A 12,427-nucleotide genomic window follows, 5' to 3' on the forward strand; every position below is an offset into this window, starting at 1 on the left:
CGGTGCGCTCTGGTTCAAGCGTCGGTCGATGCCAACAGGCACGTTAGGCATTGTCCGATAGCCGACAATGTCGAGTACGCAACACAGAGGAAGCTGACTCTCGGGTGTTCTTGAACGCTTTTGGCTTGGCACGCCACATGCACGCTATTCAGAAAAACGCGCGGACTGAGTGGTCGCACCGCCACGAGAGCCGCTGACTTACGCCACCTCCCAAGGCGTACCCGGCCCGGCAGCGAGCTCAGTCTCCTGCCGGGCATCTTATTTCAGAGTACTGACGTTCGGGACTTCACGGGATCCGCGTCTGCGCCATCCAAAGGACTCAGGCGGCCAATGCCCTCAGGCTCTCCTTCTTGTGCTCGCGCAAATGATCCATATTGAGGTAGCGGGTCGCCTCGAGCCAGTTCTCGTGGATCTCCACCGCCAATGCCCGAACCAGCCGCAGACAGCTCTGCTGACTGGGGAAGATGCGGACGACCAGGGTACGCAGTTTGACCTCCTGGTTCAGCCGCTCCAGCATGTTCCTCGACTCCATGTGCTTGTGATGGGCAAGCGGAGCCGATAGAAAACAGCGTCTCCTCGAGGTTGTCCTCTACCAAGTTCACTAATTTCGGGTATTTGGCCTGCCATTTGGCGATCCACTGCGCCTGGTCGCGCTTGACCTCGGCTAGGTCGCGCCGGTCACAGAACCATCTGAGCTCCATCAGGGAGTCGTCATCGACCTTGCGCGGCACATAATCGAGCGCGTCTGAGGAAGTGCACATAGGGGCTGTTGGAGAAAGCCGCTTTTCCAACATTTGTTCCGAGACATCGGCGGTTTTGGTTGCCCTCGTCAGGTCTCGTCAACGAGGTTCAGAGGATGCATCAACAGCAACAATCCCAGGAATCGGTCAAACAAAGCGGCAGCCAGCCGCTTCAGGTTCACCGCCGCTGCGGTGAGGTAGGCTTGGATCTTCATATTGGCGAGACCCCGTCGGATCGCTCGGGCCAGTCCGTGCCAGTTCTTCGCCTCGCCATGGAAGCCCTCCGAGCGCCACCGGTGGCGTTGGTAGAGACATTGATCCTCCTCTGACCATCGCTCTCGACGCCGGCGCGCTCTCAACAGCGCGGGATAATCGTCACCCACAACAACCGCTTTGTTGACGCGCCCCTTGGAAAGACACAGGGAGGCAAGGTCGCAACCGGCGCACTCACTGGAGCGCGAATAGAAGAAGCGGCCGTGCTTCACCGGCCTAGTCGGACGTAGGATCTTTCCCCGCGGACTTCAATATGTCGTGCTTGGCATCGTAGCGGAAGCGGCGAAGCGGGACCGGGCTACGGATCGGCTCTGCCTTGGCCGGAATCAACGCATCAATGCCGCGACGCTCGAGCGCCCCGAACACTTTCGCGTAGGCATAGCCGGCATCGGCAGTGACGGTGCTAACAGATAACCTGGTCGACACCATGGCGGCTTCGATCCGTTCGACGATCATCTGTCCCTCGTTGATCTCCCCGGTGGCCACGGCAACATCGAGAACTACCCCGCGCAGATCATCGACGATGGTATGCTGTTTGTAGGCGGGCTCCAGACGGCGGTTGCGGGCGTTTGTCGCCATGCTCGCATCGGGATCCGTGATGCAGACTTTTTTGAATTTTCCTGTCTTGCGGCTTTTTCTGATCGCTGCCTCCTCATCTGCATTCGCCGCGCTCACCGCCTCAAGGTGGCGCACCGCCAAGCTATCCAGCTGACGTCGGCGCGGATTAGCGAAGCATCGACATGAATGACTTCGCCCTTGGCGATTTTGGCGTCGATACAGGCTTGTACAGTGCGCTCAAAGATCCGCTGGAACCGTTCTTCACCCCAGCGCTGGCGGATTCTCGTCAACGAAGAATGATCGGGCAATGCCTCATGGAGGCCGTAGCCGACAAACCACCGGATCGCGATGTTGACCTGCGCCTCCCGCATCAGCCGGCGATCATGCACAATTCCAAGCAGGAAACCCGCGAGCATCAGGCGTACAGCCACCTCGGGATCGATGCCGGGGCGCGGCCATTGTCGGTGCAGTAGAGGTTCGCCACCTCGTCGCGCAGCCAGGGACAGATCCAGCACACGATCGACCCGCGCGAGAATATGATCATCAGGGAGAAGCTGTCGCAGCGAGCCAGTCATGAATAGCTCAAGCTGATCGCGCTCCCTTCCGTCCCAGCATCGCGAACCCCTCCAGAGAATCAACGATTTCTCAATTGAATCAGCAGGACGAGACTTCTTCAACAGCCCCACGTAACAGCGCTGCCAGACTGCCTCGGGCAGGACTTCGCGGATCGCTGCCCTGAGCCCCGGATGGTTGCGGAAACTAACCCGCTCCGTTGCGAGATCATCGAACCGGGAACGAGTCCTGGCGCTTCAAAAGCCGCTCGCAAAGCTAAAGCCGAGCCAATCAGCCGCGCCCGATCAGGCTGCGCAACCCCGACCAGCTCCGCCTGATCCGGCCTCCACATCGTGCCTCTCAAAGCCCCGACCGGGGTCCCTTTACGCGAAAATACGGGGTCCCGATTCCACGATCATTGACCAATGAAGGAGGTGAGAGAGATGCCGATCAGCGCGTCGGCGGCATGGGTCGTCCCGTCAACCCCTCCCGCTTTGCGCGGCCTTGCCACCAGCCAGTGGCCCTCCGGAGGAAGCTCGACCTCAATATTCTGCACGCTCCTGTCGCCAATTCGGCCGATCACCTCGAAAAAAGCCCGGCCTCTCGAGGCGCCTCGCTGTCGGCTATGCGGTCCACATATCCATTTACGCCGTTGGACTCGGAACCAGTCTCAAACATTGCCGGTGCAGTGAGCGGGTCCGCACCTCGCTTCCACAGCCGCACGGTCCGCGTCCGGTATTATATCGGAATAGGTGTCCAGTTTCGTCTCGGAATCACTGTCCGAAATCATTCGAATACGCAGGCCGCTGTATCAGGTCAATCGCTCGAAGATGACGTTGATATCAGTCATTGCAGCAAGCCGGTATGATCTGCATTCCATCAGATTAATGATTTTGGCGCTGATGCCCTTTAGATAATGCTCATTTGGCTCGCATTGGATGACAGCAGGTCTGATGCGCTCGTAGTCGATAGCCTTCACGAGATCGTAATCCAGTCCTTCGCAATCAATCGACAAAAAGTCGATCTTATTGGCATAGGGAGACAACAATTCATTGATACCGATCGCGCTCACCTCGATATCTCCTCTGATACCTCCTATACCGTTGAAGTCGCCGAAGCTTTCAACATGTGCCTTATCCACAGAGGAAAGCTCATGGGCGTTTCCGATGAAGAGCGTGGCGGACGCGTGCGGAGCGGGCAAGACAACGGATTGCACGAGAACGTCCTCAGGGCGCGCAGTGCGGATCAGCGCTTCCAGCTCAGGATTGGGCTCAACCAGAACACCTCGTGCGCCTCTTTGGTACATAAGATAGGTGCTTGAGGTGGAGATGGGGTGATTAGCGCCAATCTCGACATAGAAGACATCGGCCCAAGACCTTTGGGTCTTCCAGAGTTTTGCAGCCAATATTCCTTCGACAATGACGTCTTCTCCAGCTTGTGCGTAGCTAGCCGGAGCGAAGTGCTTGATCCGAGAGTTCGGCAGATTGAGCCTAGCCACCTCCTGGTTTATGGACTGGTTTTCAAACTGAGACAACATAGCTAGCACTCCAATGTAACCTGCGATCTTGGGACGGGCCGTTACGACAGTTTGCCGCGGCGGCTCTTGGTTTCATCCCAGCAATCGGTGTGCCACGTGTGGCATGCGGTGCTCGTTACTTAGCTAGAGCGAGCACGCGCAACCGTTGAAATGGCCGCGACATGTTGTCGGATTCGCGACATCGGCGCCACCAGATAGTCCGGCGACTTGCCGAAGTGACGTGCAAACAGCGAAACCTGCTATTAGCGGCGGGTCTTGAGCGCGAGGATGCGCACTCGATGTCATCCCTCATGCGCTGCCAAAGGTGCGTAATGACAGGTCAAAGAACTCAAGGTCTCAAGTGCCGTCTTGAGGGCGGATCTCCCTGCCTTCGACCGCGTTTTGACGGGCCCCGTGGCTGGTCCGATAAATCTTTACTGAGCGCAGGACGGATTCGTCCCGCGGTCTCGAACCATCCTCCAAATCTGTGAGCCTGCTACCGTTATCGTTCGACTCGGTCACCTGGCGCGTTTGGCTCCCGGCATGCCAACCTCCTTCAAAGTGCAAGCCTGGCCGCCGGGTCCGTTAAGCTTTCTCAATGCCGACGCGAGCCAGCAGAACAGACTGTCGTATTCCACCGCTAAAAAGAATGGAGTAGAACGCCTGCAAAAGCCCCGCCGGCTGCAGCTTCTCCGGCGGGACGCATGGCCAGTCCTCGGCGAAATACAGCGCATCAGATTGAAGTGATCACCTCGGTGGAGCGGCGTCGGCGCTGGTCCCGGGAGGAGAAGGAGCGGCTGTCGGGGCAACGTTTGAGCTGGGGGCCAGGTGTTTCGGAGCTTGCGCGATCGGCCGGCACTCATGTGAGCCAGCTTTTTCCGGTGGCGCAAGGAGCTCTGCCAGATCTCCGCGCCGCCCGTTGTCAAGCGAAGTGAGGATTTGACCCCTCCTGTTGCCTCACCGAAGAATGTTACCTAACGATGGCGGGTTGAAGAATCGGGGAGATCGCCATCCAGTCGCCATTGATGATTTCAACGGCTGTCTCCTCACGCCAGGCTTTCACGGCTATTTGCACCGTCCGCAGGCTTTTGGTCGTGAACCGTGCTTGATCGATGTTCATCAGCCTCTGCAGCACGAGGGCTGCCGAGAGTGTCGGCTCGGCCTCCAACCATGCCAGAATCTGAGCTTCATAGGGCTCAAGCATGCTCGGTCTCTTGGGATAAGGCTTTGTCCGCCGATACGGCCTTTTATGGGTGGGTCGCACCTCACCGCCCTGCCAAGCCGTCTTCAGAGTTGCAGTGAAGCGCTGCAGATCGATGACGACCGGTTCCTGTGGCGTTGCTTGCCCTCCACGACGATCGACGCGTCTTCCCAAATCTTCCTGCGCCGCACGGATGCCGGTGAACAGCATCACCGGGTCCGCCGTTGCGACCATCGCACGCAACAGCTCCTTGTCGACCTCCGCCACCTCGGGACGGGCCAATACACGCTCGACCGGCGGCGCTGGTGGATGATAGCGCTTGATCACGCCGATACGGGTCTTCTCTCGCAGCTTGAACGAGGGCTGGAAGAGATTGCCGTGCAGCCGCACTGCGTCATAGAGACGAACAAGCGCCGCCGTGGCTTCCGCACCCACGAACCTGCCATAGCCGACCAGGCGACGAACGATGGCACCCTTCTTCTGCTCGACCCATGCCTGATCATTCTTCCGATAAGCACGGGAACGCGTCACTTCCAATCCTTGACTTCTGCACCAGGAGACCACGAGTTCATTCATGAAGGCGCTGTCATTGTCAAAGTCCACGCCTTGAAGCGGAAAGGGGAACAACGACCTAGCCCGCTTGATGGCAGCGATGAAGACCACTTTCTCGCGTCCGCACCGGCAACGCACTCGGTCCAGCTTGTGGCGATATCGGTCAAGACCATCGTTTGCACAAAGCTGCCGGGCGAAGAGGTACCGGAATGGGCAACGAAGTCGACCTCGACATATCCGGGCGGCGGATCGTTCCAGTCGCCGAAGGTGCGCACCGGAACCGACCGACGCACCGCAGAACTCAGTCCGGCGCGACGGCGCAGCTCGCCGCGTGCCGCCTTCTGACGTTCGCCCTGATGGAGCCGCTGCCTGATCTGGTGAAGCTCCGCCTCGCTCATGATGCCGGACAAGCCGAGCAGCAAGCGGTCATGGTAGGCGCAGGGATCATAGAGACGTTCGCCGTCGGCAATGATAACGCCGAAGAGCGCGCACAAATCGAGGAGCTGATGCCAATCGCGGTTGTTGCGGGCAAGCCGGGAAGCGTCAAGGCTGAGGACTAGGCCGGCATTGCCCAATCCGATCTCCGCGATCAGCTTCTTGAACCCCAATCGCTCGACGGTCCCGGCTCCGGATTTGCCAAGATCTTCGTCGATGACGTGCACGCGTTCATGCGGCCAGCCGAGGGCGACGGCACGGTCGACGAGGCGGTATTGCAGTTCCGTGCTTTCCTGATGATGCCGCACCTGGTTCACGGAAGACTGGCGGACATAGATGTAAGCGAGCTTACCGCGATGCGCGGCCGTCACACATTCGACCGGTCTATTCGGCGCTCTCAACATGCCGATCCGCCGCTATCGGCACGCCCGTTGATCGCATCCGCAAAAGAAGCCGCGCGACGCTTTGCGTGATCTGCTTCTGCGTTTCCGCCGGCAGGTCGAACCACAGGCGTGGTAGTTTCGCTACGGATGGGACTGGAACTCTGATGACTGTCTGGGACGCAACGCGGCACGGATTCGACTGAATGTTCATCGCGAATCACCTCCTCGACACGGGAGGTCAACGTGCTGTTCAAATGGTGCAGCAATGTGAGCAGCGTTCGGCCATTGATGCGAGCCAACGATTTCGACGCGCCTTGTTCTTCCGGCGACGCCTCTGCAAGGTCGGTCACCGAGCGCCGAATTGAACGGCGGCGGCCGTCAGGCAGTCGAACAACGACGAAAGCCGGACCGCGCGCAGAATGGGACGACACGAGTTCCAGACGCTGACCCGAGAGCCCGTGACGCGGGTCGATGACTGTCAAATGAGACACCACCCCGTCGAGAATGGTGGCAGCATTGGATGTTTGGTGATCCCACCCTCGGCGACGCGATTCTGGATCGCCTCGTTCACAAGGCTCACCGCCTTCAACTTACCGGAGAAAGCATGCGAAAACACAGCGCTCGCGCCCACGCTCTTGACGCAGCCGCAAACACCTGAATCAATGAACAAGTCGGTCGAAGCGGCCGCTCATGATCGCGTGAAATACCTGCTCACGATCAAATGAAATGAGCGCTCGCAATCGAGTGAAATGGCTGCTCACAATCAGCGAAATGCGCAGAGAGATCTTCGACCGGTAAGTTGGTCACCAGCTTCCAGTCGATCGGCTCGCGACCGGGCGGCGGATTCTCTTCAAGGGCGTGGATGTAAGTCAGAACCTGCGGACTGTAGCGCTTCTGTTTGCCCACGGGCGGCAAGGTGTTGATGGCGGCGAACTTCACCTGCAGCCAGGTCGTCTCGTCCTGATCGACCGTAATGCGATGACGTCCCGCCCAAGGCGCCGCCGCAAGTTGGGCAAAGACGCGATGAGCAGGATCGTGTGAGGCAGCATCGGCAGGCCGCTCTGCCAGCCTGTTCGTCTGCACCCGCACGAGGAAGCTGGTACCAAGGTCCTGCGCGGTGCAATAGAGCTCGTAGATGTCGCTCTCCCGGTCACCCACATGCACGCAGCGCTCGGGCGCGCCAACGAGCGCGATGGACTGGCGCAGGTTCTCCAGCCAGCGTAGCTCTCCTTCGTCTCGATCGGCACGCGCGTGGGATTGATGTGCCGCTTGAGCGCGAGCGTTCCCTTGAATTTCTTTCGGGTCCAGAACTTCGCCGCCGTCAGACCGAGGGTGTGCCGGTGAGGGTGACGGCCAAGCTCGAATGCATCTGCACCCCGCACAAGGTCAGCACGTTGGGCTGCCCGGCCTTGTAGCGCCCGGCGTGGATGGTTTTGGTGAAACCGATTTTGCCCGGCTGCGCGCGGCTGTAGATAAATTCGGTCGTGTCCTGCAGGATGAGGATCGGACCTTCGCTCGCCGCAGTCGCGGCGAAATGGCCAGCGAGAACGCTATGTTCGGTCACGCGGATTGTCAAAGAAGCGGTAGGCCGCCTTCGCCGCCGCCCAGTCGCCGCACGCCGCCGGGATTGGCTTGCCCGGCGCAGCTGACATCTGATCCAGCAACCGTTGCAGCCGACGGGCCAGACGCTTGTCGGGAAGGGCCGCCGCAGAAAGCTCTTCCTCCTGCCAAGCGCTCTCGCTGCTGCTGGTCTTGTCTCGCATCCGTGACGCCTCCGTTATTCGGCGTCACGGACAGAATCACGGCAGATTCATACGGGGCTATAGGCCCGCCCACGATGTGGGTAATCAGAAGCTTCACCGGATGGGTACCGAACACCGGCTTTACCGTCGACGAGGTTGATATGAGGAGTGTCAAGGCTGGCTCCCCCTTTGTATGGGTCCGTTGGTTTGCTGTGTCCAAGTCCGTCCAGTTTATATGCCGTCGCTGTCCGAAACAGCGGCCCCATCCCGCTTGCGGTGGACAAGGACTCGGAGGACGAGACCATTCTGAGACAACCGCGTTTGACGCCGCGCTACTTCGGTGTTTCCGGTTGGCCAGCGACTGGCACGTTTAGCCTCTAACGTGAGATGTTTTGGCGACCTCACTTCGCCACCGCGCCGGTCGCTGTCCACCTCCTCACAATATCTGAACAGTTCCCCATTTCCATCGTCGCCGACCGCGCACCCCGCCATCCTCCGAATCACTTCGGGGCCAATGAATCATCGCTGCGCAGCCGGCTCTAATTTTCCTTACTAAGCGAGGCCCCTGATCTCAGATCAGATGATCTCGAAACCAGCGGGCGAAAGATCATACAATAGTATTGAGGCGCTTTGGACTTTTGCAAATCACAAGAATGTATTGTCGCGACACTTGCCTGCGACAGGCACCGGAAAATCTCTCCTTCCCGGTTAATTTCTTCCAGTTCGAGAGAGCTCGACAGATTCCTGCGCACGCTTCCTGCGCCATCCACAAGTTGTATGCTCACGATCTGCAGCCATTCGTAATGCTCTCCCAGAAGCATTTTTACACTCGCTTTAGTCACACATGGCAGCATAATGGAGAAATATCCGCCATGCAGGTGGTGTGCCCTAAGTAAAAATGCCTGGGACTCGTGTATGCTCCCTATCGAGATTTTCAGAGGTGAGAAAAGCACATTCATGTCTTCTGGGAATAGATCAAGCATAAATCTTTTTTGTACAAGCCAGCTGAACGTGAAGTCAAGCCCCAAGCTGCGCGTTTCGTATGCACCCAGGCGGTAAGGTGAAGGCAGGCACCTCACATTTTTCCAAGCACTTTCTAGGTTAAAGATCGTCTTCTTGCGATCTGGCCCCATAAGTCTCTCTTCCTGGAAGTCCTTGAAATAATCCAACTCCGCCTCAACAGGCATGTAGACATGACGAAATAGCGCCGCATGGGCGGCTTGCTGCAAGATAGAATAATCATGGGTCACACCCGACGAGGTAAAAAACGCTCTAGCATCATTGATGAATCTCAGGCATTCGTCCTGAACCTTCGCTACCTTATCGTACTGATTTTCACTTATCTTGCTATTCTCAATAACTGGATCGCCATTCAAGTTATAGTCCACAAGCTCTCCTTCTTTGGAGGCGCAGCACTGTTCCAGCAAATCGTAATTCCAGGAGGTTGTGGTAATAAGTGCTTTGCTGTTCGCTGAACGGAGAACTTTGTCCGGAGCAGACAAATATAGACCAAGTATGTTAACATTTAAATCTTCGTTAAAGGTTCTGGCCAAATAATCTTGCGTATTGCCGCAATAACCTATGTCGGCCAAAATAACGGTGTCGCCTTCCCGCAATTCCAACTCCTTTGAAAGGTAGAGCTTCAAGCGGGCACGCAAAGCACATGACTTTTTGAATATTAACTGCAACACATCGTCGTCGCGCAGCAACTGATGGAACGCCGTTTGCGGATCGGCAGATTGATGGGCGATCCGTATTAACAATTCAGTCACTTCGGGCGGTAGCAAAAGCTGTTTTGCAGTGGCATGGTTATTAGATTCGGGGTGGATCCGGCTGAGATAATAATCGACATCGGCGCGGGTTTTGAAAGAGGAGGCAATAGCAAGAAATTTGCGGATTCGTACCAGTTTGCCGATGGGCTTGCGCGCATAGGCTTCACAGGCAGCTGAAAGAAGATAAGCGTCACGCAACAGAAAGAAGACTCTTACACGCTTGCCCTGCTGCTCCAGCGACTCCACCTCGTCCATGAGAAAACGGGCATAGGCGTACAGCACCGGGCCAAACGACATGTAGCCGATCACGGTCTCAGGCGCGTACGGCTGCAGGTTTGCTACAGAAAAGATTGCCCGAAACGGGCTATAGCAGGGCAGCATAACGGATTTCGGTGCTGCTTCCTCGAATATAATCAGCGAAGATGCCGCGTGCTGTAGGCGCAAGAAGTCTGTGACCTCACGATCAAACGGCAGGAAATGTAGCGTACGGACGCCCAATTTCCGCGGCGCTTGCACGTCGGCTATGTTATTGTCGCCAATGTGCAGTAGTTGCGATGCAGGCACGCGACACTCGTTAATAACACTAGTAAAGAGAGCATGGCTCTTAGAAGTGCCATAATCGACTGAGCAGTAAATCTTCGTAATTGCCTGCATAACATCTTCAGGCAAATGCCGAGCCAAGAGGCGCCTTAACTCGCCTTCGCGCAAATACGTGTCGCTCACGACGATAATTTTGATACCGCGGGAGTGCGCCAGTCTGATCAGTTCTATGTACGGCGGGAACGCAAAGCAAATATTCATTTCGGTTCGGATTTCCGCCTCGGCCAGTAACTCCCGTTCCTCACGAGAAAGCGACCTAAAAACCCGATAAATATCACCTATATCGATTTCGCTGGATCCATTCTCCAAAAGCTTCGCTCGATAGGCATGCGCAGCAGCGATAATGCGTTGGTGAGGAGTTATTTCTAAGCTTCGCGCGACAGGGTTATCGGCCAGCACGGCAAAAACATCTTCAGGCGTGGCTGTCTTGCGCCATAGCAACGTATCAAAACAGTCAAGTGAGAGTACCTTTATGGAGTTCCCGAAGTGCGTGAGTATGTTTGCGATATCATGGGCGTTTATTCGCGCCATGTGGTGTGCGTCGCCCTTGTTGCTCGAAAACAGGCAATCCTCCCGGCTTTGCCGCTGGGTAGCCTCTCCTGTTAGACAGCCTCCGTCTGGACCCGTTGCATCAGAGTGACCGATACAGCAATTGCGATCATCCCCGGAAAGACACGGCAAGACCTTGCCATACAGATCAGGATTGAACCTCTCTATGTGAAACTTATCGGCGGCCTGTGGGGCGCTATCGACTTGCCTCATCTTTGCGGCCAAGCGCTCTAGTACGTACTGCATACAGCTTCTCCTTCGCACACCCGCAATCGTTCTGGATGAGATCTTCTCGCTTGTCGTCCTCTCTTGGGCCTTGCCCCTCCGCATCGGCAAAGTGTGGAGGTAAGCGGCAACCGCCTTCGATACGGAGCGTCCAAGGAGCCGGCAATCATAATCGGGAGTCCTGAACTGGTTTAGGGACTTGGGTTCGAACAGGTCTGCGGAGCAAAACTCCGCTGTCCTACCGCCAGACGATCCGACCTCATCGTTGCCGCCCCCGTTTTTGTAAAAACGAAATGCGGCTAGCGTCAAAATACATCTGACCATTGGTTGACTCATCTGCGTCTGCTGGAATGACTTTGACAGGTTATCATTGCTATATGTTTCGTCAATATGGGTACGGCAGTGCCACAAATGCTGCCAAGTAGTTGATTATGTTGGTGGCAACTGCAGTTGTTTCATCGTGACGGCACGTGATGTTTTGATGAAGAAGTTTTACGTTTATGCATGGGGCGGTAAGCGAAAGTGCTATATCACGCGGTATGAGGTAAATGGCGAGAGACACACCGCTGGCGCCGTTGTGCGTCATGCAACTAGGACTTCAGGCGCACGTTGTAGCAGATGAACGCGCTGAAGCGATGTGCGCTGCTGCCCTGCAGTGCGTCGTCACTGCCTTCACTCCGCCAACGTTCAGACGGCTAAAAGATGGATTGCAAATGCACTTTGTCTTGAGTGAGGTGGAACGAAGCGGGTCCGCAGGGCGGCGAAGATAGAATCGAAGCGCTGACGGGTTTCCGGTCATACGAAGCCGCGCATGGTCCGCGCTCGTTTCACATCGGCAGCTGGAATTCTTGGCGCCTTTGTTCAATCCTTTGTGCGACCATTGCTCTACTTTCTCGCATCCCATGCCGCCTTGCCGCCCCATATGAGCGCAGCTAGTGATCATGCGCTTCCACACGCGGGCGGCCTGGTTCTTCGACAATCACTCGGATGTCTCGGTATTGCGGCGGTTCCGAACAATCGCATCGTGGATAGCCATCCTGATCGACAGCGCATACCCCAGTACGTCTTGCCCTAGATGGAGACGGCATGCGGATCCCGGTCCATCGTCTCCTAAACCTGCAGAGCGATGCCTTGTATGCCGCGACGCTTATCGGTTCGGCTGACCGCCAACCAGTCCGCACCTGGCTCGGGACCGGGATCATGGATGTCAACGTCCGCAAGGATCTCCTTCGGCAGTGCGCGGCCAGGTGCGGGATTAAGGATGGTCGTCAGCCCCCGCGCCTTGCCGATGGCAAGCGCGCGTGCCGCCGTCTCGACTGGTATCTCGAG

7 protein-coding genes and 6 pseudogenes are annotated in these 12,427 nt (G+C 57.0%); 1 reads left to right on the forward strand and 12 read right to left on the reverse strand.

The genetic code is table 11. The features are described from left to right. Positions 1 to 319 precede the first annotated feature (319 nt). The 7 genes and pseudogenes from EOA85_RS13540 to EOA85_RS13565 all read right to left on the reverse strand — a co-directional run. A pseudogene (locus EOA85_RS13540) lies at positions 320 to 804 on the reverse strand (transposase); the annotation flags it as partial. An 85-nt stretch (positions 805 to 889) separates the two neighbouring features. Continuing rightward, positions 890 to 2,146 (reverse strand): annotated as a pseudogene (locus tag EOA85_RS13545) (IS1182 family transposase); the annotation flags it as partial. A 392-nt stretch (positions 2,147 to 2,538) separates the two neighbouring features. Beyond that, a complete protein-coding gene (locus EOA85_RS37440) occupies positions 2,539 to 2,679 on the reverse strand; it encodes a hypothetical protein (RefSeq protein WP_164759637.1) in 141 nt (46 codons plus the stop codon). 255 nt (positions 2,680 to 2,934) lie between these two features. Beyond that, complete coding sequence (locus EOA85_RS13550; protein WP_127209772.1) at positions 2,935 to 3,660, reverse strand: FkbM family methyltransferase; 726 nt, start codon at positions 3,658 to 3,660, stop codon at positions 2,935 to 2,937. A 949-nt stretch (positions 3,661 to 4,609) separates the two neighbouring features. Further along, complete coding sequence (locus EOA85_RS38945) at positions 4,610 to 5,416, reverse strand: hypothetical protein (RefSeq protein WP_245485749.1); 807 nt, start codon at positions 5,414 to 5,416, stop codon at positions 4,610 to 4,612. Next, positions 5,413 to 6,231 carry a recombinase family protein gene (locus EOA85_RS38950; protein WP_245485750.1) on the reverse strand — a complete coding sequence of 273 codons (819 nt, stop codon included), beginning with the start codon at positions 6,229 to 6,231 and terminating at the stop codon, positions 5,413 to 5,415. Before EOA85_RS38950 ends, EOA85_RS38945 begins: the two co-directional genes overlap by 4 nt. Continuing rightward, on the reverse strand, positions 6,225 to 6,692 hold the full coding sequence (locus tag EOA85_RS13565; protein ID WP_127209774.1) for a DUF5372 family protein: 468 nt from the start codon (positions 6,690 to 6,692) through the stop codon (positions 6,225 to 6,227). Before EOA85_RS13565 ends, EOA85_RS38950 begins: the two co-directional genes overlap by 7 nt. 44 nt (positions 6,693 to 6,736) lie before the next feature. Here EOA85_RS13565 and EOA85_RS13570 point away from each other — a divergent pair. Continuing rightward, positions 6,737 to 6,868, forward strand: a pseudogene (locus tag EOA85_RS13570) (ATP-binding protein); the annotation flags it as partial. Positions 6,869 to 6,927: 59 nt separating this feature from the next. On the opposite strand, the gene EOA85_RS38955 reads toward EOA85_RS13570, so the two are convergent. The 5 genes and pseudogenes from EOA85_RS38955 to EOA85_RS37445 form a co-directional block, all read right to left on the reverse strand. Then, positions 6,928 to 7,374, reverse strand: coding sequence for a hypothetical protein (locus EOA85_RS38955; protein WP_245485752.1), 447 nt, complete (start codon positions 7,372 to 7,374; stop codon positions 6,928 to 6,930). Between the two features lie 358 nt (positions 7,375 to 7,732). Beyond that, positions 7,733 to 7,829 (reverse strand): annotated as a pseudogene (locus EOA85_RS39845) (transposase DNA-binding-containing protein); the annotation flags it as partial. Positions 7,830 to 7,832: 3 nt separating this feature from the next. Further along, positions 7,833 to 7,973 (reverse strand): annotated as a pseudogene (locus tag EOA85_RS39850) (transposase DNA-binding-containing protein); the annotation flags it as partial. Between the two features lie 518 nt (positions 7,974 to 8,491). Beyond that, a complete protein-coding gene (locus tag EOA85_RS13580; RefSeq protein ID WP_127209775.1) occupies positions 8,492 to 11,119 on the reverse strand; it encodes an HAD family hydrolase in 2,628 nt (875 codons plus the stop codon). Between the two features lie 1,089 nt (positions 11,120 to 12,208). Further along, positions 12,209 to 12,427: pseudogene (locus EOA85_RS37445) on the reverse strand (hypothetical protein); the annotation flags it as partial.

It is taken from the genome of Mesorhizobium sp. M5C.F.Ca.IN.020.29.1.1 (assembly GCF_003997375.1).
GTDB classification, from domain to species: domain Bacteria; phylum Pseudomonadota; class Alphaproteobacteria; order Rhizobiales; family Rhizobiaceae; genus Mesorhizobium; species Mesorhizobium wenxiniae.